Genomic DNA, 22,112 nt, shown 5'->3' with positions numbered 1-22,112 from the left:
AGCCGCCGGAATCCTTGCGCAAAACTGCGGAGGGCGTGCGCTTCGTCCTACTGCTTTGATCTATTGCTTTGCGACGTGCTCCGCGTCCTCGGGCCCGACGAAATTGCACGAGCCGGGGTGGCGCTTGGGCAACGTGCACGTGCGCCCGGTGGGCAGGTGGACGTTGGCGCACCGGCCCGCCATGGCCACGTCTTCGCGGACATGCGTGACATGCGTGCTGCTCTGATCCTCTGGCGCTTCCTCGCGGCTGGTTTGTAGGGGGCTTCCGGACGCGCTCTGGTTTTGGCTGTTCACGGCTGCAACTCCTCGGGATCTGCTGTGCAGAAAAGATGGGAAGGATGCTTAGTTTTATCCGAAGTCCCCAGCTTCGCACGGGTGAGTTAACGCCGGGTTACGGGAGTGTAAGGATCCCGTCTCGGCGAGGGGGCGGGTTGCCATCGTCGCGGTTCGCCGCCGCGCGGACCTTTTGCCGCCGCCCCGCTGTTCCTCATACTGGAAGGCAGATCCGCGATTCCGACAGGCGAGGACGGTGGTGACTGATGAGCAGCGGGTTCAGTGGTTCCAACAGCGCTTTCCGGCGCCGGGTGGAGCGTGCCGCGGAACTCCGGGCCGTGCGGGCCTCGGGCAGCACGGCGCAGGAGAACGACGAGCTCAACGCCGCCGAGGAGGAACTCCGGCAAAAGCGCGCCAAGATCGACGACGCCGCCAAGGCCGAGTACCTGATCCGGGATGCCATGGCGCAGGGCAAGTTCGACAACCTCAAGTACGCCGGCAAACCCATTCCCGGGCTGGGCGAGGCGTACGACCCCGACTGGTGGGTCAAGGGCCTGATCCAGCGGGAGAACATCTCCGGCCTGGGCCCGAAGGCGATCCTGCTCCGCACCGAGGACGCCGAGCTCGACGCGCGGCTCGATGCCCAGTTCAGCGAAAAGCAGGTCCGCGAGATCGTGGAGGACTTCAATGCCCGGGTCATCGATGCCCGGCGGCAGCTCCAGGGCGGGCCGCCCGTGATCACCAAAACGCGGGACGTCGACGCCGAACTGGACCGCTGGCGGGGTCGCCGGGCTGCCGCGGCCGCCATCGCCCCTCCGGAGCCGGAGCCGAAGCGGCCCTGGTGGCGGCGGCTGTGGAGCGGGGCGGGCCAGGCGCCGCCGAACTAAACGCTCACAGGCTACGGGCGCCGTCGAACTCCTTCGGCTCATTACCCGGGGGCCGGCCCTTCGCAACTGCCGCAGAGATAACATTTAGGAGATAACAATGTCTGAACAGGAACCCGTGCTGGTGGTCGGTGCAACGGGATCGCTCGGTGGGCAGGTCGTCGACCGGCTTCTTGACCGGGGCAAGAAGGTGCGGGCGCTTGTCCGCCCGAGCTCGGACGCGGGCAAACTCGAGGCCAAGGGCGTCGAGATAGCCCGCGGCGACATGCTCGACCTCGATTCGCTCGTCGCCGCGATGACCGGCGCCGCCGCTGTGATCACGACGGCGGCCGGGTACACCGGGAAGAACAAGAACGCCCACGAGATCGACACGCGTGGCAACGCCAATCTCGCCATCGCCGCCAGCAAAACCGGGGTGCCGCGCTTCGTGCTCACCAGCATCCTCACGAGTGACCAGACACCCGGTGTGCCGCATTTCTGGCACAAGAAGCTCGCCGAGGACAAGCTCGAAGAACTCAACGTCCCGTTCGTCGCGCTGCGCCCCGGAGCATTTTTCGACCAGATTGCCCGGCTCGGCGGTGACCCGTTCGAGAAGGGCCGCATCATCTGGCTCGGCTCAAAGAGCGTCCCCCTGACGTTCGTTCTGACCAGCGACCTCGCAACCTACCTCGCCGAAGCCGTCGACGCCGACATCGCCGACGGCGAACGCATCGAAATCGGCTGGACGCGCCCCATCAGCATGCGGGAAGGCGCTGAACTGGCGTCGCGGCTGGCGAACAAGAAAATTAGGGTGCTCTCCCTTCCCACCGAACTGCTCCTCAGGATAGGCAAGATTTCGGGAAAGTCCGGCTCGCGCATGAGCGACATGGGAGCCATGGCGGCGTGGTTCGAAACCGGCCGCTACGTGGCCAACACGAGCCGCCAGGCAGAACTCTTCGGCCCCGCGCCAACTCCGGAAGACGCGGTCGCGCGCTTCGCTGCGCGGTTGGGCCACGGACGAGCGCAGTCCTAGTGGGTGCGGCGGTGTCCGGATTAACGGGCGGTCCCGCCGGGTCACACGTGCCGCCGCCACATGCCGGTCAAAGGCCCGTGGCTCCGCGGAAGCAATCGGCGTAGCCTGCGCTTAGGCGCGCACTTCGCGCACCGGCGCGTCGGCACGAAACGGGCGATGCCATGAAGAAATACGGCACAGATCATAATCCGCGGCCGGCGGCTTCGGCCGGGTCTGGGCGCCCGGCATCAGCCCGTGCACCGCTTCGCCTGGCCGCCACCCTGGCGTTTGCCGGCTTCGCGCTGTCCGTGGTCGCCGGGCTGCTCCATGCCGATACGGCCAGCGCAAATGACCACCCGGCGACGTTCGCGGAGTACGCCCGCAGCGGTATTTGGACGGGGGTCCACCTCGGCCAGTTCGTCGGCATGGCGCTTCTCATCTCCGGGCTGCTGGTCCTGCTGGTGGTCTTGAAAGCACCGGCCGGGGCCATGGCCTGGACGGCCCGCTTCGGCGCTGTCGCTGCGGTCGCCGCGCTGGCACTTTACGCCGCGCTCCAAGCCGTCGACGGCGTTGCCCTCAAGCACGCAGTGGACGCCTGGGTTGCGGCTCCGGAACCGGAGAAAGCTGCGCGGTTTGCGACGGCCGAGGGTATCCGTTGGCTGGAGTGGGGCATGCGCAGTTACCAGAGCTTTGTGCTGGGCGTGGCCCTGGTCCTGACCGGTGCCGTGGTTGTCGGGGCGCGCCGCGTCTCCAGGCTGATCGGCTACCTTATGGCGCTGTCCGGGCTCGCCTACCTCGCGCAGGGCTGGATCGTCGGCGCCGAAGGCTTCTCTCCGGCCAACTCCATTCCTACACTCGCTGGGATTGTCCTCGTCCTCGTGTGGTCCGTGTGGCTGCTGGTCAGTGCATGGTTCGGGAAGGACGCGCCCGCCCGCGACAGGTGACGCGGCTAGCGGACCCCGACGGCGGGAGGTTCAGCCGCCGTCGTCGTCGTCGCGTCCGTCAGAGTTCCGGGACGCAGGGTCCGGAGCCCAGCAAAGCCAGTCCGGCGAGGTCGCCGGCGGCGAACCCGGTCAGCCCACTGTTTTCGGCGTGCATCAGCTGGGTCGGATCGTCCACGTGGTCCAGTCCTACAACGTGCCCGAGCTCATGCAGGATGACGGCGCGGACATCGGCGGGACCGTCCGGCCGCAGCATGATCCTGGCGAGATCGGGAGCGTCCAAAGCCACCTGGCCCGACACCAGGACGGCGGGGCGTCCGGAGACACTCACGGCTGTGCTTCCGCCACGCCCGGCAACGTTTCCTGCAAGCTGCGGGACTTCCTCCGGAGAAGACCACGCGATCAGAACGGGGGCCCACCTCCGGCCGTAGCGGTCCGGCTGATAGGTTCTGCGCTGCTCGGTGGGTGCCTCGGAGGTGACGCCATCGGCCGCGAAGTGCAGCCCGGTGGCAGCCGAAACCTCATCCACAGCCTCGCTGATCAACCGTTCTGCGCCGGGCGGCGCGTTGTCCGGCCGGACGACGTAGTGGACCGGCCGGCAGGGGTCGTAGGCAGCGAAGCCCTGAACGCCGTCCGGAGCCGGATGCAGTGCGTAAGCATACGAGCCGCTGCTGACCGGCGGCCTTCCCAGCGGGGAATTTGCGGCGTCAACCCCGGGCGGCGGCGCGGTGGCGCCGGGCAGGTAGGGGCGCACGGGGGCCATTACAAACTGCTCGAACAGCGGAGGGAGGAAGTTCAACCCCACGATCAGAGCAAGGGCAACAAAGGTGCCGGATTTGCCCCATTGACGTGGCCGCCGTGGCCGCTTCCGGCGGGGCCGAACAATTTTCGGAGTTTTGCCGCCAGTGCCGGGGACTTCGCGCCACGGGGCGGGGTCCTCGAGCTTGCCCAGGGCCTCGTCGACTGCCCACTGTGGAATTCGCCCGCTGGCGGAGCGGCGGACGCCGCCCCGTGGGGCGCCTTCATGGAAGCGTGAGTCGTCCGCAGTCGGATAGCCCCGGTCGCCAAAGTCTGAACGCAACTTGTCCCCCTCGTTGCATGCAACCCATCTCCCCAGATGGATCCACTACAGCATAGGGGAATGACCATCCGTGAATCGTCCCCCGTTCAGGGTTTCCCCGGGTACTGCGGTGGCGTAGCCGCGCGCTCCCGTCCGGATTCGCCGGATAGCTGCGAGAGCGCCGGAAAGGTCCGGCGACTTCGCGGGCTTCCGGCGAATGCGCGCGTCGGGGGGAGTAACAGAGGGGCGAAGGCGTTAGGCGGTTCAGCCTCCGGCGGAGCCCTGGTCCGCGTCGAATCCGGCCAGGAGGCGCCGGGAGGCCGTGTCCATGTGGGAGCGCATGGCCGCCGTCACGGCGGCCTCATCGCGTGATTCCAGGGCAAGGAAGATCCCGCGGTGCTCAGCCAGGGCCGATGCCGCGTGCCCTTCGTCCGTCAGGGCGCGGTCAACCCAGATGCGCAGCAGCGACCGGATGCTCTGCAGCAGTTCCTGCAGGACCTGGTTGCCGGAGGCTGCGGCGATTTCACGGTGGAAAGCCGCATCCGCCTCCACGAACGTCACAAGGTCCTCCAGGCTGCCGTCCATCGTGGCCAGATTGGCGCGCATCCGGTCCAGGGCATCGTCGGTAATCCGCTGCGCCGCCAGCTGGGCGGCCTGTACCTCGAGCCCGCCGCGCAATTCCACGAGTTCGCGCGTGCGGGGGGCGCCCAGCATAAGGCCCCAGCTCAGCGTGCGGGGGAGGAGCTCGGAAATGCCGTCGCGAAGGTACGTTCCGGAGCCCGGCCGGACAATGACGATCCCGAGGATCTCCAGCGCCGCGAGGGCTTCCCGGACCGCGGAGCGACCGACCCCCAGAGATGCGGCGAGTTGGCGCTCGGCCGGCAGACGGGTTCCCACGGCAATTTCACCGCTCGTGAAGTAGCCCAAGAGGCGTTCCGCGACTTCGGACACGACAGAGCCTTGCTCCATAGAACCGAGCGCGGCACTGATTTTGGCCGTCGAAGCGGCGGAGTTAGCGGAGTTAACGGACACCTTCAAAGCGTAACAACACGCACCGCCCGGGCCATGCCGACGGCCGCCGCAGTAAATAAACATGTCAACCGGTTGACCAATTCGAGTTGGACGCCTTATGGTTTTTATCACACGCTTAGTTGGGCCTGGCCAGCTCCCTGGAACTACGCGGTGAGACCAATCCCCATGCTTCCAGCGCAGGAGGCTGCGGGATCCCGACATCAAGGAGTCAATGTGGACACCACGCAATCAGTGGTCGAAAGATCTGCAATCAAGAAAGTGGCAGTGCGGCTGGTGCCGTTTGTCGCTCTCATGTTCTTCATCAACTATCTGGACCGCACGGCCATCTCCTTCGCCGGCCCCAACGGCATGAACACTGATCTGGCCCTCTCGGCGGCCCAGTTCGGCTTCGCCTCCGGTGTCTTCTTCATCGGCTACATCCTGCTGGAAGTCCCCAGCAACCTGGCCCTGCACAAATTCGGAGCCCGCCGGTGGCTGGCCCGCATCATGGTCAGCTGGGGCATTGTCTCCCTGCTCTTCACCTGGGTGGGCAGCGTGGAGCAGCTCTACATTTTGCGCTTCATCCTGGGTGTGGCCGAGGCCGGATTCTTCCCCGGCGCCATCCTCTTCCTCAGCCTGTGGGTCCCGTCGCGGCACCGCAGCAAGATCCTGGCACTGTTCTACCTGGCCCAGCCGCTGACCACGGTCATTGGAGCCCCGCTCGCCGCCCTCCTCATCCAGCAGCATGGCCTCTTCGGACTCGAAGGCTGGCGCGTCATGTACTTCGGTGTCGCCATCCCCGCCATCCTGATCGGCGTCGCCGCCTGGTTCTACCTCGCGGATTCCCCGGCCAAGGCCAAATGGCTGACATCGGACGAAAAGACCTGGCTGACCGGCGCGCTGGAGAAGGAAAAGAACGCAACCGCCGCCACCAACAAGCACGTCAGCGTCCGCACCGTCTTCGGCAACGGCCGCGTCTGGATGCTCGCCCTGATCTACTTCGGCTTCATCTACGGCCTGTACGCGCTCGGCTTCTTCCTGCCGACCATCATCTCCGGCTTTGAGGGCCTGTACGGCACCAAGTTCGACGTCGTCCAGAAGGGCCTCATCACGGCCATCCCGTACCTGCCGGCCGCCTTTGCCCTGTACTTCTGGTCCAAGGACGCCACCAAACGGGGCGTCAAGACGTGGCACATCGCCGTCCCCGCCCTCGTCGGAGGCCTGAGCATCCCGCTGGCCCTCTTTGCGGGATCGCCGGCGGCGACGATCGCGATCATCACCCTCACGGCGATGTCCATCTTCGCGGCGCTGCCGAACTTCTGGACCGTCCCCACCCAGTTCCTCACCGGGGCAGCGGCCGCCGCCGGGATCGCCCTGATCAACACCGTGGGCAACCTGGCCGGCTTCAGCGCGGGCTACGTCACCGGCTGGCTCAAGGACTGGACCGGCGGCTACACCGTCCCCATGTTCGTCGTCGGCGGCTTCATGCTCCTCTCCGCCGTCCTCATGATGGTGCTGGCCCGCAACGGCGCCGGCAACGCAACGGCCGCCCCTGAAGCAGCAGACTCAGCGGCCGCGGAGTCAGCCGCCGTTCGCTAACGGACGCAGCCTGCTCCCAACAATCCGGTGCCCGCCGCGTGCCACACAGCCGCGGCGGGCACCCACCAAGCAGCTTTCCCTCTTCCAGGAGTACCCCCATGACCCGCCTGTTCAATGACCCCGCAGCCTTCGCTGACGAAATGATCGAAGGCTTTGTCGCCTCCCACAGCCGCTGGGTCAGGCGTGTCTCCGGCGGCGTCGTCCGCAACACCCGGAGCACCCCGGGCACCGTGGCGCTCGTGATCGGCGGCGGTTCCGGGCACTATCCTGCCTTCGCCGGGCTCGTGGGCCAGGGTCTGGCCCACGGTGCCGCGATGGGCAACCTCTTCGCGTCGCCGTCCGCCCAGCAGATCTACACCGTGGCCAAGGCCGCCAGCAACGGCGGCGGCGTCCTCCTGGGCTACGGCAACTACGCCGGCGACGTCCTGCACTTCAACCAGGCCCAGGCCCGGCTGCGCGCCGAGGGCATCGATTGCCGCAGCATCGCCGTCACCGACGACGTCTCGTCCGCCCCGCCGGCCGAGCATGCCAAGCGCCGCGGGATCGCCGGTGACCTCACGGTCTTCAAGGTCGCCGCCGCCGCCGCCGAGGCCGGGTACACCATGGACCAGACAGTCGAGATCGCCGAGCGCGCCAACCACCGCACCCGCTCCTTCGGCGTCGCATTCTCCGGCTGCACCCTGCCGGGCGCGGACCACCCGCTCTTCTCCGTCCCCGAGGGCCGCATGGCCGTCGGGATGGGCATCCACGGCGAGCCCGGCATCGGCGAAACAGGCGTCCCGACGGCGGATGAACTCGCCGAACTCCTCGTCGCGAAACTCCTCACCGAAATTCCCGACGGCGTCGAAGGCTGGATGGCTTCCGGCGGGACACGGCGCGTCGTCCCGATCCTCAACGGCCTGGGCAGCGTCAAATACGAGGAACTGTTCGTGGTCTACCGCCGCGTCGCCCAGCTCCTGGCCGAGGCCGGACTGGAAGCCGTCGACCCGCAGGTGGGTGAGCTCGTGACCAGCTTCGACATGGCCGGCACCTCCCTGACCCTCTTCTGGCTCGACGACGAACTTGAGACCCTCTGGCACGCGCCCGCCGACGCCCCGGCCTTCCGCCGCGGCGCCGTCACGGCGGCGGCCCTGGAAGCCACGGACTTCACCGACCTCGCCGAGATCGAGGCGGCCATCCCGGATGCCTCCGACGAATCCCGCGCCACGGCCGTCCGGGTCCTGGCCGCGCTGGGAGCCGCGAAGGACGTGGTGGACGCCAACGCCGAGGAACTGGGCCGGATCGACGCGGTCGCCGGCGACGGCGACCACGGCATTGGCATGGAGCGCGGCGTCCGCGCCGCCGTCGACGCCGCGGCAGCCGCCGTCGCCCGCGGAGCCGGCGCAGCCACCACCCTCCACCTTGCCGGCGACGCTTGGGCCGACAAAGCAGGCGGCACCTCCGGCGCACTGTGGGGCATGGCCCTCCGGGCCGTCGGGGATGCGCTCGGCAACACCGCTGCCCCCGACGCCGGCGCTGTCGCCGCCGGAGTCGCCGGCGCCGCGGCCGCCATCATGGACTTCGGCAAGGCCGCGCCGGGCGACAAAACCCTCGTGGACGTCCTGGTCCCGTTCCGCGACGCCCTCGCCGGCGGCGTGGACGCCGGGGGATCCCTCACGAAGGCCTGGGGCGCCGCGGCCGCCGTTGCGCAGCAGGCCGCAGAAGACACCGCCCAGCTCCTGCCCCTCGTGGGCCGAGCCCGCCCGCACGCCGAGAAGAGCCTTGGCACCCCGGACGCGGGCGCGGTGTCCATGGCACTGATCGTCCGAGCAATTCACAACACTCTCCTCGCGGAAACAGTCGAGGGAAAAACAGTCAAGGAGAACGCATGAGCGCCAAACTGCGCCTGGTCATCGGGGCCGACGACGCCGGATTCGAGTACAAGGAAGCCCTGAAGGCAGACCTGGAAGCCAGCGGGCTCGTCGAGTCCGTCCGTGACGTCGGCGTCGACGCCACCAGCCACACCCCGTACCCCTCCGTGGCCATCGCGGCCGCCGAACTCATCGCCTCCGGCGAGGCCGACCGCGCCCTGTTAGTGTGCGGCAGCGGCCTCGGCGTGGCCATCGCCGCCAACAAGGTCCCGGGGGTCCGGGCCGTCACGGCGCACGACAGCTTCTCGGTGGAACGGGCCATCCTCAGCAACAACGCCCAGGTCCTCACGTTCGGCCAGCGCGTCGTCGGCCTGGAACTGGCCCGCCGGTTGGCCCGGGAATGGCTGACCTACACGTTCGACGAAACCTCCGCCTCGGCCGAGAAGGTCACACTGATTAAGGACTACGAGGGTGTCACTTCCTGCTAACCCCGCGACAGGCGGTACAGGCGAAGCCGCCGGCCGTGCCGCCCGTACAAAGCAGCCGCAAGCCGTCATCGGCGTCAGCCTGAAAATGTACTTCGGCTACCAGCGCACGCTGGACTACTGCCGCGAGGTCGCCGTCGTCGCACTGGCACACCCCGCCGTGCAGAACGGCGAGATCGAACTGTTTGTCCTGCCGGCCCTGCCCGCGCTGCCCGAGGCAGCCCGGGTCCTCGGAGTGGCCGGCGCGGGCGCCGGCGCGCAGGACATCTTCTGGGAAGACGAGGGCGCCTACACCGGCGAGGTCTCCGGCCGGACCGTCGCCGAACTCGGCGGCCGCTACGCCGAAGTGGGCCACGCCGAGCGGCGCCGAATCTTCGGCGAGGATGACAGGACAGTCGGCCTCAAGACCGCCGCCGCCTACCGCAACGGCCTCACGCCGGTACTTTGCGTCGGGGAACTGCAGCCCGGCTCCGTGGAGGAGGCTGTCCGTCACTGCACTGCGGACATCGACGCCGCCCTCAACCGGGCGCGGTCTCTCGGACCCGCGGCCCGGACCATCGTGGCCTACGAACCGCAGTGGGCCATCGGTGCCCCCGAACCGGCCACCCCGGAGTACATCAGCGCCGTCATCACCGGGCTGGACGCGCATCTGCGTTCCCTTCCCGGCCAGGCCGAGAGCCGGGTCATTTACGGCGGGAGCGCCGGCCCCGGCCTGATCGGCCGGCTCGACGACGCCGTCGCCGGGCTGTTCCTGGGCCGCTTTGCCCACGACCCGCAGGCGCTCAAGACCATCCTGGACGAAACTGCCGCCCGATTCGGACTCCTGCTGACCGCGGGAGGCCGGCCATGAGCTCCACGAACGGGCAGGGTTTAGAGAACGGACAGGGTTCACGAATCGGTCTCAGTAGCTACGCCTTCTTCTGGCAGCTCTCGGACCAGGTCTCCGCGCCGCTGACCCTCCAGGATGCGTTGGCCGATACCGCGGCCCTGGGCGTGGACCTCTTCCAGATCTGCGACTACGCCCCGCTCGAATCCATGACGGACGCCGAACTGGCCGCCGTCCGGGCCACGGCCGATGCCTTGGGGATTTCCCTGGAGCTCGGCACCAAGGGCATCCGGCCGGAGCATCTGAAGAAGTTCCTGCGGATCGCCGGGATCCTGGCCGCGCCGCTGCTGCGGACCATGTTCAACGTCCCGGGCCACACCCCGGACGCGGACGAGGCCGTGGCGATCTTCACCAGTCTCCTGCCCGAATTCGAGGCCGCAGGGGTGAAGATCGCCGTGGAGACCTACGAACAGGTGCCCACAGCCCGGGTCCTGGAGGTCATCGCCCGCGTGGACAGCCCGAACCTGGGCATCTGCAGCGATCCCGCCAACACCGTGGCGGCGCTGGAATCCCCGCGCGAGGTGATTGACGCCGTCGCGCCGTATGTCCTGAACATGCACATCAAAGACTTTGCGTTCAGCCGCAAGGAGGGATGGGTCGGGTTCACGTATTCCGGCGCTCCCCTCGGCGAAGGCCTCCTGGACTATGCCTACATGGCCCGGAAGCTGCAGCCCAAAGAAAGAAACATCAACCAGATCATCGAGCACTGGCTGCCGTGGCAGGCCTCCGAAGAAGAGACCCTCCGCCTCGAAAAGCAGTGGACCCAGCAAAGCCTCGATTTCCTAAGGAGTAACTGAAATGTCAGCAGAACAATTGACCGTGGCCGTCATCGGAGCCGGAGGCAAAATGGGGCTGCGTGTTTCAGCCAACCTCCAGAAGAGCGCCCACACCGTCTACTACAGCGAAAACTCGCCGGCAGGCCAGGACCGCGTCCGCGCCGAAGGCCGGGAAATCAGCGCCACCGAGGACGCCATCAAGGACGCCGACGTCGTGATCCTCGCGGTCCCGGACACCGTCCTGGGCGTCGTGTCCCACGGCGTGGTTCCGCAGATGAAGTCCGGCGCCATCCTGCTCACCCTCGACCCGGCCGCCGCCTACGCCGGCCTGCTTGCCAAGCGCGACGACGTCGTCCAGGCCGTGGCCCACCCGTGCCACCCCTCGGTCTTCCTCGAGCGCACCACCAAGGAAGAATGGGCCGACACCTTCGGCGGCCAGGGCGCCCCGCAGAACGTGGTTGCCGCGATGGACGAGGCCGCCACCGATGCCGCCCGCGCCGCCGCCGAGGCCACCATCAAGGTGATCTACGCCCCGGTGATCGACGTCCACTGGGTCACCGTCAAGCAGCTCGCCATCCTCGAGCCCACCCTCGTGGAGACCGTCGCCTGCATGATCGGGACCCTGCTCAAGGAAGCCCTGCACGAGACCGTGCACACCGCCGGCGTCCCCGAGGAAGCAGCCAAGGCCATGCTGTTCGGGCACGTCCAGATCGCCCTGACCAACGCCCTGCGCGGCTCCAACCCGTTCTCCGAGGCGTGCGAAATCGCCATCCAGTACGGCAAGGACACCATCATCAAGGACGACTGGAAGAAGATCTTCGACGACTCCGAGCTCGATTACGTCATCGCCAAGATGCTCAAGCTCGAGCCCGCCGTCCAGCGCTGACCCCTAACCCCCCCCGGCCGAATTCGCCGGAAGCCTGCGAGCCCGCCGGAAAAGTCCGGCGACCTCGCAAGCTTCCGGCGAATTCGCGCGCCCGGGCCAGGGCGGGTCAGATGGTGCGGGGCAGGACGGGTCAGATGGTGCGCGGAGCCTTGGCCAGGTTCTCCGTGAGCTCGGCCGCGTTCTGCCGGATCACGTAGGCCGGGCGGTCCCGTTCCGTGCGCCAGCTTTCGGCGAGCGGGCCCATGTTGACGGTGTCGAAGCCGAATTCGTCGTAGAGCCTGGTCACCAGCTCAGCCGCCTCCGGGAAATCGCTCGCCGTGGCCATGGCCCGGCGGTTCGGGGTGCCGGCCGGCGTCCCGTCCGTGGTGATCTGGGAGTACATGATGTGGTTGAAGGCTTTGGCCACCTTCGACTGGGGAAGGTGCTCCTGCAACAGGCCGGACGTGGTGGCCTCGCCGGCATCCAGAGCCGGGATATGCCCGTCGCGTTCCCAGTAGTAGTTGTTGGTGTCGAGGACGATCTTGCCGGCCAGCGGTTCCACGGGGAGGTCCGGGAGGCTCCTGAGCGGCACGGTGACGACGGCGAAGTCGCCGGCTGCGGCCGCCTCGGCCGGCGTTCCGGCCCGGGCCCTTGGCCCCAGTTCCGCGACGAGCTCCGCCAGAGTTTCCGGCCCGCGCGAGTTGCTGATCACGACGTCGTAGCCGACCTCCAGGGCCTTGCGGGCGATCTGGCCGCCAATGTGTCCTGCACCGATGATTCCGATTGTTGTCATGCCGGAGAAACACCCGGGCGAGCGAAGATATTTCGCCGGTTCAGGACTGTGTGCGCCGGGACCGTCAGGACACCGGTCGGGGCAGGCGAGTCCAAGTCGCCGGAAGCCTGCCCGCTCGCCGGAAAGTTCCGGCGAGCCCGCAGGGTTCCGGCGAGTTCGCACGTGGAGAGGCTAGCGCGTAGGGAGGCTAGGCCGTGGGGCCCGGTTCGTCGTCGGTGTCCGGGCCTTCTGCCGCGTCCTGGGAATGGGCGCGGTCGTCGAAGGGTTCAGCCGTTGCATCACCTTCGGCCGGGGTCTCGCTGTGGTGGCGCTCCGGCGCCTGTGAGTCGTCGCTCATGTCCGCTCCTTAGCTGCTCCTGCGGTGGATTGCTGGCTATTTGAACATCTAGCTCCCGCAGCGAGAGGGCTGTCAAGGGCCCCTGGATCCTGCGGATTCAGACGGGCGTCCGGCCGCCGGGACGGCTGGAATCCCGTTTGATTACCTTGCGGGGGCGCATGGCATAGTCGCGGGACCGCTTGCTGGAGAGCGCCAGAAGCAACAGGATGTCCAGGGTCAGGCCGGGGAGATTGGACTTCAGGGTGATGTCCGGGCCGCCGTAGAAAACATCGGCGGCCTGGAAGCAGATGGCGGCCGTGCTCAGCGCCATGGCCACCGTCCGGGCCCAGTTTCGGCCGAGGAAGACGAACCACGCCAGCAGGATCTCGGCCACGGCAAAGAGCAGGACAACCACCGTTGCGGCGCTGACGGCCAATTCCGCCTGGGCTTCCGTGACCGCCGGGCCGGCTACGGGCTGCACCAGTGAGCTGACGTGCGCGTCCTTGAAGAGCACCAGGGACAGGGCCAGCAGCGCGGCCGCCGCCGCGCGGGCACCGACGAAGACCGCCCCGACAATCGTGGTCGAAGGACGCCTGGCGCGGCCCTCGCCCGGGGGCGTGTCGCTCCCAAGCGAGCCCGTAGCGGTCGGCTCCGCGACGGTCTGCCTGAGATCGACGATGGGGAGATTGCCATCGGTGGTGATGGTGTCGCCCCCGCCGTTGCGCGCGTGATAGCCGGTGGAAAAATCACGGATCACCCTGAGCCCGGCCGCGGGATCGGCCCCGGTAATGGCGCCGACCACATGGTCGCGTTCGGCGTCGGTGTTCTCATCGATTTTGTGGGTGATCTGCAGGGTAAACAGGGACAGCCCGACGCTGCGGTCATACGTGCCGGCCGCCAACCAGTCGACGGCCAGCCCGCCCGGCAGCAGCCAGCCGGGCGGGCACCGCCAGAAGCGGACGTGGTGCCGTTTGCCCGGGGTGCCGTCGACTTCCTGCTGGTAGGCAAAATCCTGCTGGCGGCCGAACAGGAACAGCGGACTGACCGGGGCCTCGAGATAGCTGCGGCGCAGGAGGGTGGAAGAGACGATCCGCCGGCTGCTGGCCAGGGTCACGTCATCGGCCCTTGTCCAGCCCGCGGACCGCATCACGCCATGGATCTGCGGTTCCGATCCCAGCAGGGCTATGTTCACGGGATCGCCCAGCAGCCCGTCGCTGGTGCGCGCCCGGCCGATGAAGTAGTCCGGAACGTAGAGCCGGGTCAGGATCCGGTGCAGACGGGGAAGCACCAGATAGGCGAGCAGGGCCCAGAAGATGAAGAGGAACCAGACCTGCGCCCAGCCCCATTCGAAGCTCAACTGCACCAGCAGCGCGGTCAGCCACACAGCCGCAACGCCGCCCACCACGAAGAACACGCTGTCCAGCACGGAGTACGGCACCGCTTCGGCGGGAGCTGTGACCTCAACCGCTGCCTTGGTCATGGCCGCCATACTACGCCCGCTATCGACGGAGGGCTGGCTCGAAAGATGAATCTTCTGGCCCCAAGGTGGAGTGCGGCCGGATGTGACCTGCCTGTGACAGCCGCCGTGGATAGGGTGACAGCATGGAACCACTACTGAAAGTTTTGCGGCATTGGGGCGCCCCCGCGGCGGCCGTTCTCTTCTTCACGCTGTGGTGCGTGGCCGAGGCCGGGCGGATGGGCCCCGGCCTCCACACCTGGGAGGGGACGTGGCCGCTGATCCTCATGACGGCAGCGATTGCCTGCGCCGCCTGGAAGCCCTACGCGTCGCTTGGATTCACGGCAGGGCTGCTCGCGGGCCAACTGGGGTACGCCATTCCCGCGATGCACGCCAACCACTGGGCCATCTACCTCGGGGCGTTCGTGTCCCTGGCTTTCATCCAATGGACGGCCCGGCGAAGGACACGCTTCATCGCGGCGGCCGCCAACGTGGTGTTCGCCGGCGCCATGGCCTTCCTGATGCTGTCCTGGCGCTACGGCAACGGCGTCGGCTGGTTCCTTCCGCTGTACATGGGCGACCGGTGGACCTTTCAAGCCTACGGCTGGCAACTCTTTTCGCTGCTGCTGGTGATCGCGGCAGCCTGCGCCGCCGTCGGACTTCTGCTGGCGATGTACCAGGAACGCGGCAGCCTGTTCCAGGCCAGGACCATCGCCCAGACCAGCCTCAGGGAAGCCGAGGTGGACCTGATCGTGGAGCAGGAACGGACCCGGATCGGCCGGGACCTGCACGACGTGCTGGCCCACTCACTCGCCGTGATCGCGGCGCAGGCGGATGGCACCCGCTACCTGAGCAAGGACCAGCCGAGGGCAGTCCTAAACGCCCTGGAGAACATTGCGACGTCGGCCCGGAGCGCCCTGGTGGACGCGCAGCGCGTCATCGAGGGGGTGCACGACGACGGCATGGTCACGCCCCAGCCCCGGCTCAGCGACGTCGGGCCCCTCGTGGCGCGTATGCAGGGCAGCCTCGAGATCGAACAGAGCGAGTCCGGCGCACCCGCCGAGCTTTCCGCCGGGCAGCAACTCGCCGTATTCCGGATCATCCAGGAATGCCTGACCAACGCACTGAAACACGGCGGCCGCGGCACCGCGGTGCGGCTGCACCTGGACTGGAGCGGCCCGGGGCTGACCCTGCATGCAGCGTCCGGGATCCCGGAGACCACAGGCAGGGACAGCCCGGACCCCGCCGCCGAAACGCGGGTGGGCCGCGGCCTCGCCGGGATGCGGGAACGCGCCCACCTCGCAGGAGGCTGGATGACGTCCGGCCCGGATGGCGAGCAGTACCGGGTGACAGTCTTTATCCCCTACGGCACAAGGACGGCCGACGCCGATGCTGCCGCCGCCAGCGCGGAGCCGGACCTGGTTCCCGCGGGAAGCCCTGCAGCGCGCCCGGGAATGCCGCTGGCCGAAGCCGGCGACCGTGGCTGATGCCGGGGCGGCCATTACCGTGGCGATTGTCGATGACCAGGCCCTGTTCCGTGCGGGAATCCGGATGCTGGTGGAGAGCCAGCCGGACATGGCGATGGCCTGGGAAGCCGGCGACGGCGCGCAGGCGGCGGCATTCGCCGTCGAACGGTGCCCCGACGTGATGCTCATGGACCTGCGCATGCCGGTCCTTGACGGCGTCGGCGCCACACGGCGGATCGTGCGGCAGGCGGAGGCCGCAGGCACCGGCGCGCCGAAGATCATCGCCCTGACCACCTTCAACAGGGACCAGGCTGTGGTTGACGCCGTGCACGCCGGGGCCAGCGGCTACCTGCTCAAGAGCGCCGAACCGGAGTTCCTGCTCGCCGCGATCCGGACGGTGTACTCCGGGTACTCCGTGATTGCGCCGGGATCAGTGCAGGATTTGTTCCAGCATGCCGCCCGGACCGTGCCGGCCGGGGGACCGGACCTGTCCGCGCTGGAGGTGCTGTCTGTCCGGGAACGGGACGTCTTCCTGCTCGCGGCCAAGGGGCTGGCCAACGGTGAGATCGCCGGAAGCCTGTTCGTGTCCGAGGCGACGGTCAAGACGCACCTCAGGAGCGTGCTGGGCAAGCTGGGCCTCGGGACCCGGCTCCAACTGGTGGCCTTCGCCTATGAGCGCCGGCTGCTGGGCTGAAACCAGCTGTTGGGCTGAGACGCGGCTGGGCCCCCGGCTGAGACTCGCCGAGGGCCGCTGGCACGGCGACTTGCGCCGCCGGATTCCTCACCGCCGCAGCGTCAGAAGCTCACCGTCTGGGTCAGGTATCCGTAGTACTGTCCCCCGATTGGGTGGATGGGATCGCCGCCGAAGCCGTAGTCGTGGTGCCGCTTCGAGTACGACTTTGTCAGGTCCAGGTACTGCTCCATGACGTGCTCGGCTGAGCCCGTGCAGGCCTTCTGGCTGATACAGAGGGCCACGGACCCTGCCACGGCCGGGCTGGCGAAGCTGGTGCCGTTGCTTACGTTGTAGCCTCCGGGCCAGGTGGAGAGCATGCACACACCGGGTCCGGCGACCGTGTGGGCCTTGTCGTCACTCGTGGTGGCGAAGTTGGAGAAGAATGCAGGCTGGTCATCCTTTTGCCCGTACTTCGAAAAGTCGTCAGGGCCGCAGATCGGGGCGGCATCCCCGCCGGACTTTCCGTCGAAATCGCCCATGGCGGTGGCGGTCAGTACTTGGTCGTACGTGGCCGGCACTGTGTTGGCGAAGTCCTCACCGGCGTTGCCGGCCGCGACGGCATAGGTGACACCGGCCCGGACCGAGCGGCAGATGGCGTAGTGCATTGGGTCCGTGCCCTTGCCGCAGTTGGGCGTGTCCGCGGCGCCGCCGGCGATGCTGATGTTGGCCACGGCGATGTCGTTGCTGTCGTCATGGTCCTTGCGCGTCGAGGTCACCCAGTCAATCGCGCAGATCAGGCTCTGCTCGGAGATCAGGCCGTTGTCGTCAACCACCCGGACAGACCACAGCGGAGTGCCCGGGGCGGTCCCGATGACGCCCAGGCGGTTGTTCCGGGCGCCGATCACGCCCGCAACGAATGTCCCGTGCCCCAGGACGTCAACGGGGGTCACCTCGACGGGCGAGCCGGACTGGCAGTCGACGCCGCCCTTGACGTTCAGGTCCGGGTGGGTCGCATCGATGCCGCTGTCGATCACGGCGACGTTGACGTTGATCCGGCTTGGCCCCCGGTCGAGGGCCTTCCGGACGTCTGAGCTGGTTCCGGCGATCCGCTTGCGCCAAAACGGCGTCTCCTGGGTGGCCGCGGTTCCAAGATCCCGCGGTTGCTGGAAGGTCCGGCCTGCCGTGACGAAGTCGACGTTGGGGTCGGCCTGGACGCGTTGCGCCTGGGCCGCCGTCAGAGTGGCAGAGTAGCCGTTCACAGCGTTGCGGTAGACCTTTGATGCCGTGAATCCGTAGGCGCTTTGCTGGGCGGCCGCCGCCGCTCCGGCGTCCACGACGCCGTCCTTGAGCACCACGATGTAGTTTTGTGCCGGGTTGGCGGCGTTCGAAGGAGCTGCCGCCACCAGGCTGCCGCCAGCCGCCAGGGCAAAGGCCGCCAGCGAGGCCAGCCCGCGCCTGAACCAAAATGTGTCCGGTCTGGGAAGAGAGCTGCGCCGGTGTCTGCGCGGGGTCCGCGCCACCGATGTTAGCTTCGGTTTTGATGCCTTGCGGCTGGCTTGGCTGAACATCGTGGCCTCCCATTAAGCGAGTTCGCTAATTCGAGTGCCCCCCGCCCATATCTTAAGCCTCCGACCGCGTCTTACACCCGGGCCCTTTGGAAAAACTTGAGCCGGCCCCAGCGGCCGGCTCAGACGAGGCTGTCTTCCTTTGCGCGTGCGGAGGCATTTTCCGGTGCCCGGCCGGCCGCGTGGGCGGACGTCGCGGCGTGGGCAGGCGTCGCGGCGTGGGCCGCGCCGGTGTGGTGGCCGAACGGGTTGAACCGGCTGAAACCGAGCTCGGCAAAGGCATACGCGGTCTCGGCGTGTTCGGACCGGTCGACTCCGGCGAGTTCGTCCTCGCGGCTGACCCGGAAACCCAGCGTCTTGTGGATGGCGAGTCCGATCACCGCGGTCCCGAGGCCGGACACGGCCACCGTGATGAGAACGGCCACGGCCTGCGCGATGACCTGGTGGAGGCCGCCGCCGTAGAACAGCCCGCCGCCGGCACCGTCCACCGGGAGCGCAATGAAACCGAGGGCGAGCGTGCCGATCAGGCCGCCGCCGAGGTGGACGCCGACGACGTCGAGCGAGTCATCGAAGCCAACCTTGAATTTCAGGTCCACGAACACGGCGCAGGCCGCACCGGCCACGAAGCCAAGGCCCAGCGCGGCGAGCGGGCTGATGTTGGCGCACGACGGCGTGATCGCCACCAGGCCGGCGACGGCGCCGGACGCCGCGCCCAAGGAGGTGTGGTGGCCGTGGCGGACCTTCTCCGTCACCAGCCAGCTGATCATGGCTGCGGCAGGGGCGGCCAGGGTGTTCACCCAGATCAGGCCGGCCTGCTCCACTGTGGTGGCGGCGCCGGCGTTGAAGCCGAACCAGCCGAACCACAGGATGCCCGCGCCAAGCATAATGAAGGGAATGTTGTGGGGGCGGTGGCCGGGGTCCTTGCCGAAACCGTGCCGGTTGCCCAGGATCAGGACCAGGACCAGCGCCGCGGTTCCGGACGCGATTTCCACTACGGTGCCGCCGGCGAAGTCGATGACCTGGCCGAAGACGGCACTTACGGCGCCGCCGGCACTCATGAGGCCTCCGCCCCAGACCATGAAGGCCAGGGGGCAGTACACGAGGGTGATCCAGATGGGGACGAAGAGGGCCCAGGAGGTGAACTTCGCGCGGTCCGCGATGGCGCCGCTGATAAGGGCCACGGTGAGGATGGCAAAAGTGGCGCTGTAGCCGGCCTTGATCAGATCCGGCGAACCGATGAGGCTGCTCAGGCCGAAGCTCGCGAACGGGTTGCCGAACACGCCGAGGACACCTTGCCCGGTGCTCATGGAGTAGCCCCAGAGGACCCACACCACGCCGACGATCCCCACCGAGACGAAGCTCATCATCATCATGTTGAGCGAGGCCTTGGCCCGGGTCATCCCGCCGTAAAACAGGCCCAGGGCCGGGGTCATCAGCAGAACCATCGCTGCCGACACAATCATCCAGACGCTTCCAGCAGTGAGCTCCACCGGCGGGTCCCTTCTCGTCAGTCTTCCGTACCGGGACACGTCGCCGCCGGCCCCCCCGATCCGGATTTAATCCTCGCGGAGCCATGTTTCCGGGAGTGAGGCGAAAAGTTGCGGGCACGTTACGGGAATCGCGACGGCGTGAAGTTCGCGTGACCGGCATGTTTCAGAAATGTAAACGGGACCTCAATCACCAGCCGGTTTTGATGCTGCCGGGTAGGCCAGGAATGAATTCAAATAATTGAATGTTCAATAAATATGGACTTTGGTATCTTCACTTTCGGCGAGCTCACCCGCGATAGCAGCACCGGCATCGCGCTGTCCCCGCAGCAGCGGCTAAAAGAGATCATCGAACTCGCCAAGCTGGCCGATCAGGCGGGCCTCGGTTTCCTGGGGTTGGGGGAGCATCATCGGCGCGACTTCGCCCTCTCGGCCCCGGAAGTCGTCCTGGCCGCGATCGCCCGGGAAACATCCAATCTCCGGCTGGGCACGGCCGTGACGGTGCTCTCCACCCAGGACCCCGTGCGGCTCTTTGAACAGTTCGCCACTCTGGACCTGATCTCCGACGGCCGGGCCGAGATCATTGCGGGCCGCGGCGCGTTCGTGGAGTCGTATCCATTGTTCGGCCACAAGCTCGACGACTACGACGCCCTGTTTGATGAGAAGCTGCGCCTGCTGCTGGAACTGCGGGACAACGCCCGGGACAACTCCACAGTGCAGTGGGCCGGAAGACTGACTCAGAGCATCCCGGACATGGACATCGCCCCGCGCCCGGTGCAGGCGAAGCTGCCAGTCTGGGTGGGCGTCGGTGGCACCCCGGCCAGTTTTTCCCGGGCGGGCAGGCTCGGGCTTCCTCTTTTCATCGCCCTGCTGTCAGGGCCGGCCCGCTTCCGCCGCCTTGTTGAGCTCTACCGCGAGAGCGCTGCCGAGGCCGGCCACGATGCCGGCGCGCTGCCGGTGGGGGCCGGCGGTCACTTCTACGCGGCGCCGACGTCACAGCAGGCGCGCGACACGTTCTACCCCTACTACCGGGCCTACTTCGAACAAAACATGCCGCGACCCGTAGACCACTTCCCCCGATCCACCTTCGATTCCTGGACCGAGCCCGGCGGCGGGTTGCTGGTGGGGAGCCCGCAGCAGATCACCGAGAAGCTCCTGGAGATCCACCAGACTCTGGGGAACTCGCGATACCTGGCCCAGATCGGACTGGGCGGCCTACCCTTTGCCGAGACGGCCCGGTCGATTGAACTGCTGGCCACGGAGATCATGCCCGCCGTCAACAGGGAGGTCTCGGCCGCCCTGGTAAGCAGCCGGCCCGGCAAGCAACCAGTCTGACAATCAGCCCGCCGGCTGGCCCACTACAGCGATTCAGTTTTGGTCCAGCGGAATCTCCAGGCAGCGGCCGGAGGCGTTCCAGTAGCCCAGCGTGCCCAGCGGACCGCTCAGCCGCTGCATCCGGGCGGCAATGCCGGGTGCCGATCCGCGGGCCAGTCGCGCCTGGAATCCGTCGATGATGGTCGGATGCAGCCGAAGCGTTCGGGGTGCGCCGGCGTCGGTGTCGAGCATGAACACGAAAGACTGGTCATTGCGCTCGACCGGGTCCACAGCGTAGTCGTCAATGAAGTCCCCGGCGCTGAAGATGATGGGACGGTTCCGGTGGATGCCGACGCCGCGAAATATGTGCGGCGAGTGGCCGAACACGACGTCGGCCCCGGCCTCGATGAGGTCCCGGGCAAGGTCCAGGTGCCCGGCCGGGACGTCGTAGCCCCAGTTGCCGCCCCAATGGGCTGACACGATGAGGACCTGGACGCGGGCCTTGGTCCTGGCGACCAGTTCCAAGAGTCCGTCCAATCGTGTCCCGCGGCGCCGGCCGGCGTCATCGACGGGAACGTCGTCTACCGGGACGTAGTAGACCCCGGGAGCCGCGGTGCCCGCCTCCCAGCCGGGCTCGTTGTCCGTGAAGGCAATGAATCCGACGGCGACGGCGCCCACGCGCCACACGGCCGGGCGGCGGGCGGCCTCCAGGTCGGGGCCGGCCCCGGCATGGAGGATGCCGCAGCCATCCAGCGCCGGCAGCATCTCCCCGAACGCGTCCTGGCCGAAATCCAGGACGTGGTTGTTGGCGAGCGAGACGACGTCGATCCCGGCCGCGAGGAGGCTGGCGACGTTCTTCGGGTCCGAGCGGAAATGGAAGATCTTGCCGGGTTCGGGCTCGCCGCCGGCCGCCAGGACACACTCGAGGTTGGCGATGCGGACGTCCGCCTGCTTCAGGACCGCCAGCGTGTCGCCCCACGGATAGGCAGGCCTGGCCGCTGCCAGGTGCCGGTTCACCAGCCGGCCCAGCATGACGTCTCCCAGCAGCGCGATCAGCATGGACTGCCTGCCTGCCTGCCTGCCTGCCTGCCTGCCTGTCAGGTCAGGGCCCGGGGGCTAGCTTTGGTAGCCTTCGACCTCGCTGACCGGCCGCACTTCCGCCTCGTCGGGGTTCTCGCCATAGTCTTTTTTCGCGCGCCGCTGGCGGAGCAGGTCCCAGCACTGATCCAGTTGTTCTTCCACCTGCTGCAGCCGGAGGATGTCCGGGCCTCCGGTCCCGCCAGACTGGGTTGAGCCTTCGCGGAGGCCGTGTTCCTCCTCCACCAGGGCCTTGATGCGCTCCAGGATGTCTTGATTGTCCATGGTGTCCTCTTTTCGTCCGACGGCGGCAGACAGCCTTCTCTTCGCAGGGTCCACTTCCA

The 22,112-nt window shown here is 67.7% G+C and carries 22 protein-coding genes; 12 read left to right on the top strand and 10 right to left on the bottom strand.

Annotated features, from left to right (window positions below; genetic code table 11):
- Positions 1-60: 60 nt before the first annotated feature.
- A complete protein-coding gene (locus AC1DGD_RS20170; protein ID WP_028276090.1) occupies positions 61-294 on the bottom strand; it encodes a hypothetical protein in 234 nt (77 codons plus the stop codon).
- A 245-nt stretch (positions 295-539) separates the two neighbouring features.
- Between AC1DGD_RS20170 and AC1DGD_RS20165 the strand changes: the two genes are divergently transcribed.
- The 3 genes from AC1DGD_RS20165 (at position 540) to AC1DGD_RS20155 (ending at position 3,092) form a co-directional block, all read left to right on the top strand.
- Complete coding sequence (locus AC1DGD_RS20165; protein WP_476858004.1) at positions 540-1,160, top strand: DnaJ family domain-containing protein; 621 nt, start codon at positions 540-542, stop codon at positions 1,158-1,160.
- A 97-nt stretch (positions 1,161-1,257) separates the two neighbouring features.
- Positions 1,258-2,169, top strand: coding sequence for an SDR family oxidoreductase (locus AC1DGD_RS20160; protein ID WP_476858003.1), 912 nt, complete (start codon positions 1,258-1,260; stop codon positions 2,167-2,169).
- Between the two features lie 161 nt (positions 2,170-2,330).
- Positions 2,331-3,092, top strand: coding sequence for a DUF4386 family protein (locus AC1DGD_RS20155; protein WP_476858002.1), 762 nt, complete (start codon positions 2,331-2,333; stop codon positions 3,090-3,092).
- 58 nt (positions 3,093-3,150) lie between these two features.
- Here the strand turns inward: AC1DGD_RS20155 and AC1DGD_RS20150 are convergent, their stop codons facing one another.
- Together AC1DGD_RS20150 and AC1DGD_RS20145 are read right to left on the bottom strand one after the other, a co-directional pair.
- On the bottom strand, positions 3,151-3,852 hold the full coding sequence (locus AC1DGD_RS20150) for a matrixin family metalloprotease (protein ID WP_476858001.1): 702 nt from the start codon (positions 3,850-3,852) through the stop codon (positions 3,151-3,153).
- Between the two features lie 561 nt (positions 3,853-4,413).
- A complete protein-coding gene (locus AC1DGD_RS20145; protein ID WP_476858000.1) occupies positions 4,414-5,100 on the bottom strand; it encodes a FadR/GntR family transcriptional regulator in 687 nt (228 codons plus the stop codon).
- Between the two features lie 294 nt (positions 5,101-5,394).
- Here AC1DGD_RS20145 and AC1DGD_RS20140 point away from each other — a divergent pair, with 294 nt between their 5' ends.
- The 6 genes from AC1DGD_RS20140 to AC1DGD_RS20115 all read left to right on the top strand — a co-directional run bounded on the left by AC1DGD_RS20140 (position 5,395) and on the right by AC1DGD_RS20115 (position 11,642).
- On the top strand, positions 5,395-6,759 hold the full coding sequence (locus tag AC1DGD_RS20140) for an MFS transporter (RefSeq protein WP_476857999.1): 1,365 nt from the start codon (positions 5,395-5,397) through the stop codon (positions 6,757-6,759).
- A 98-nt stretch (positions 6,760-6,857) separates the two neighbouring features.
- Positions 6,858-8,630 carry a dihydroxyacetone kinase family protein gene (locus AC1DGD_RS20135; protein WP_476857998.1) on the top strand — a complete coding sequence of 591 codons (1,773 nt, stop codon included), beginning with the start codon at positions 6,858-6,860 and terminating at the stop codon, positions 8,628-8,630.
- Positions 8,627-9,097: a ribose-5-phosphate isomerase gene (locus AC1DGD_RS20130; RefSeq protein WP_476857997.1), complete on the top strand. Its 471-nt coding sequence runs from the start codon at positions 8,627-8,629 to the stop codon at positions 9,095-9,097. Before AC1DGD_RS20135 ends, AC1DGD_RS20130 begins: the two co-directional genes overlap by 4 nt.
- The gene (locus tag AC1DGD_RS20125) at positions 9,081-9,944 is read left to right on the top strand and encodes a triose-phosphate isomerase family protein (RefSeq protein ID WP_476857996.1); all 864 of its coding nucleotides are present in this window, start codon (positions 9,081-9,083) and stop codon (positions 9,942-9,944) included. Before AC1DGD_RS20130 ends, AC1DGD_RS20125 begins: the two co-directional genes overlap by 17 nt.
- A complete protein-coding gene (locus AC1DGD_RS20120; RefSeq protein ID WP_476857995.1) occupies positions 9,941-10,777 on the top strand; it encodes a sugar phosphate isomerase/epimerase family protein in 837 nt (278 codons plus the stop codon). Before AC1DGD_RS20125 ends, AC1DGD_RS20120 begins: the two co-directional genes overlap by 4 nt.
- Before the next feature lies 1 nt (position 10,778).
- Positions 10,779-11,642, top strand: a complete 864-nt coding sequence (locus tag AC1DGD_RS20115; protein ID WP_476857994.1) for a phosphogluconate dehydrogenase C-terminal domain-containing protein — start codon at positions 10,779-10,781, stop codon at positions 11,640-11,642.
- A gap of 130 nt (positions 11,643-11,772) precedes the next feature.
- Here the strand turns inward: AC1DGD_RS20115 and AC1DGD_RS20110 are convergent, their stop codons facing one another.
- The 3 genes from AC1DGD_RS20110 to AC1DGD_RS20100 all read right to left on the bottom strand — a co-directional run bounded on the left by AC1DGD_RS20110 (position 11,773) and on the right by AC1DGD_RS20100 (position 14,210).
- Positions 11,773-12,414 carry an NADPH-dependent F420 reductase gene (locus AC1DGD_RS20110; protein WP_476857993.1) on the bottom strand — a complete coding sequence of 214 codons (642 nt, stop codon included), beginning with the start codon at positions 12,412-12,414 and terminating at the stop codon, positions 11,773-11,775.
- A gap of 187 nt (positions 12,415-12,601) precedes the next feature.
- The gene (locus tag AC1DGD_RS20105; RefSeq protein ID WP_164468554.1) at positions 12,602-12,751 is read right to left on the bottom strand and encodes a hypothetical protein; all 150 of its coding nucleotides are present in this window, start codon (positions 12,749-12,751) and stop codon (positions 12,602-12,604) included.
- A 97-nt stretch (positions 12,752-12,848) separates the two neighbouring features.
- On the bottom strand, positions 12,849-14,210 hold the full coding sequence (locus AC1DGD_RS20100) for an LssY C-terminal domain-containing protein (protein ID WP_476857992.1): 1,362 nt from the start codon (positions 14,208-14,210) through the stop codon (positions 12,849-12,851).
- Between the two features lie 122 nt (positions 14,211-14,332).
- Here AC1DGD_RS20100 and AC1DGD_RS20095 point away from each other — a divergent pair, with 122 nt between their 5' ends.
- Both AC1DGD_RS20095 and AC1DGD_RS20090 read left to right on the top strand, forming a co-directional pair.
- Positions 14,333-15,673, top strand: coding sequence for a sensor histidine kinase (locus tag AC1DGD_RS20095; protein WP_476857991.1), 1,341 nt, complete (start codon positions 14,333-14,335; stop codon positions 15,671-15,673).
- A complete protein-coding gene (locus AC1DGD_RS20090) occupies positions 15,666-16,346 on the top strand; it encodes a response regulator (RefSeq protein ID WP_476851746.1) in 681 nt (226 codons plus the stop codon). Before AC1DGD_RS20095 ends, AC1DGD_RS20090 begins: the two co-directional genes overlap by 8 nt.
- A 101-nt stretch (positions 16,347-16,447) precedes the next feature.
- Here AC1DGD_RS20090 and AC1DGD_RS20085 read toward each other — a convergent pair whose 3' ends face one another.
- The gene (locus AC1DGD_RS20085; RefSeq protein WP_476857990.1) at positions 16,448-17,728 is read right to left on the bottom strand and encodes a S8 family peptidase; all 1,281 of its coding nucleotides are present in this window, start codon (positions 17,726-17,728) and stop codon (positions 16,448-16,450) included.
- Between the two features lie 284 nt (positions 17,729-18,012).
- The gene (locus tag AC1DGD_RS20080) at positions 18,013-19,380 is read right to left on the bottom strand and encodes an ammonium transporter (protein ID WP_476857989.1); all 1,368 of its coding nucleotides are present in this window, start codon (positions 19,378-19,380) and stop codon (positions 18,013-18,015) included.
- A gap of 255 nt (positions 19,381-19,635) precedes the next feature.
- Between AC1DGD_RS20080 and AC1DGD_RS20075 the strand changes: the two genes are divergently transcribed.
- Positions 19,636-20,712 carry an LLM class flavin-dependent oxidoreductase gene (locus AC1DGD_RS20075; protein WP_476857988.1) on the top strand — a complete coding sequence of 359 codons (1,077 nt, stop codon included), beginning with the start codon at positions 19,636-19,638 and terminating at the stop codon, positions 20,710-20,712.
- 33 nt (positions 20,713-20,745) lie between these two features.
- On the opposite strand, the gene AC1DGD_RS20070 is transcribed toward AC1DGD_RS20075, so the two are convergent.
- Positions 20,746-21,750, bottom strand: coding sequence for a CapA family protein (locus tag AC1DGD_RS20070; protein ID WP_476857987.1), 1,005 nt, complete (start codon positions 21,748-21,750; stop codon positions 20,746-20,748).
- A 57-nt stretch (positions 21,751-21,807) separates the two neighbouring features.
- A complete protein-coding gene (locus AC1DGD_RS20065) occupies positions 21,808-22,053 on the bottom strand; it encodes a DUF2630 family protein (protein ID WP_223913561.1) in 246 nt (81 codons plus the stop codon).
- Positions 22,054-22,112: the final 59 nt, after the last annotated feature.

The organism is Arthrobacter sp. 05T45 (genome assembly GCF_056395875.1).
Note: the sequence above shows the minus strand (reverse complement) of the source record. Positions and strands in the feature narration are given on the sequence as shown.

What these genes read in the sequence shown, in the direction of transcription:
- AC1DGD_RS20165 (WP_476858004.1), top strand. Translation starts at nt 540, where the DNA reads ATGAGCAGCGGGTTCAGTGGTTCCAACAGCGCTTTCCGGCGCCGGGTG.
- AC1DGD_RS20160 (WP_476858003.1), top strand. Translation starts at nt 1,258, where the DNA reads ATGTCTGAACAGGAACCCGTGCTGGTGGTCGGTGCAACGGGATCGCTC.
- AC1DGD_RS20155 (WP_476858002.1), top strand. Translation starts at nt 2,331, where the DNA reads ATGAAGAAATACGGCACAGATCATAATCCGCGGCCGGCGGCTTCGGCC.
- AC1DGD_RS20150 (WP_476858001.1), bottom strand. Translation starts at nt 3,852, where the DNA reads ATGGCCCCCGTGCGCCCCTACCTGCCCGGCGCCACCGCGCCGCCGCCC.
- AC1DGD_RS20135 (WP_476857998.1), top strand. Translation starts at nt 6,858, where the DNA reads ATGACCCGCCTGTTCAATGACCCCGCAGCCTTCGCTGACGAAATGATC.
- AC1DGD_RS20130 (WP_476857997.1), top strand. Translation starts at nt 8,627, where the DNA reads ATGAGCGCCAAACTGCGCCTGGTCATCGGGGCCGACGACGCCGGATTC.
- AC1DGD_RS20120 (WP_476857995.1), top strand. Translation starts at nt 9,941, where the DNA reads ATGAGCTCCACGAACGGGCAGGGTTTAGAGAACGGACAGGGTTCACGA.
- AC1DGD_RS20115 (WP_476857994.1), top strand. Translation starts at nt 10,779, where the DNA reads ATGTCAGCAGAACAATTGACCGTGGCCGTCATCGGAGCCGGAGGCAAA.
- AC1DGD_RS20110 (WP_476857993.1), bottom strand. Translation starts at nt 12,414, where the DNA reads ATGACAACAATCGGAATCATCGGTGCAGGACACATTGGCGGCCAGATC.
- AC1DGD_RS20105 (WP_164468554.1), bottom strand. Translation starts at nt 12,751, where the DNA reads ATGAGCGACGACTCACAGGCGCCGGAGCGCCACCACAGCGAGACCCCG.
- AC1DGD_RS20100 (WP_476857992.1), bottom strand. Translation starts at nt 14,210, where the DNA reads ATGACCAAGGCAGCGGTTGAGGTCACAGCTCCCGCCGAAGCGGTGCCG.
- AC1DGD_RS20095 (WP_476857991.1), top strand. Translation starts at nt 14,333, where the DNA reads ATGGAACCACTACTGAAAGTTTTGCGGCATTGGGGCGCCCCCGCGGCG.
- AC1DGD_RS20075 (WP_476857988.1), top strand. Translation starts at nt 19,636, where the DNA reads ATGGACTTTGGTATCTTCACTTTCGGCGAGCTCACCCGCGATAGCAGC.
- AC1DGD_RS20070 (WP_476857987.1), bottom strand. Translation starts at nt 21,750, where the DNA reads ATGCTGATCGCGCTGCTGGGAGACGTCATGCTGGGCCGGCTGGTGAAC.
- AC1DGD_RS20065 (WP_223913561.1), bottom strand. Translation starts at nt 22,053, where the DNA reads ATGGACAATCAAGACATCCTGGAGCGCATCAAGGCCCTGGTGGAGGAG.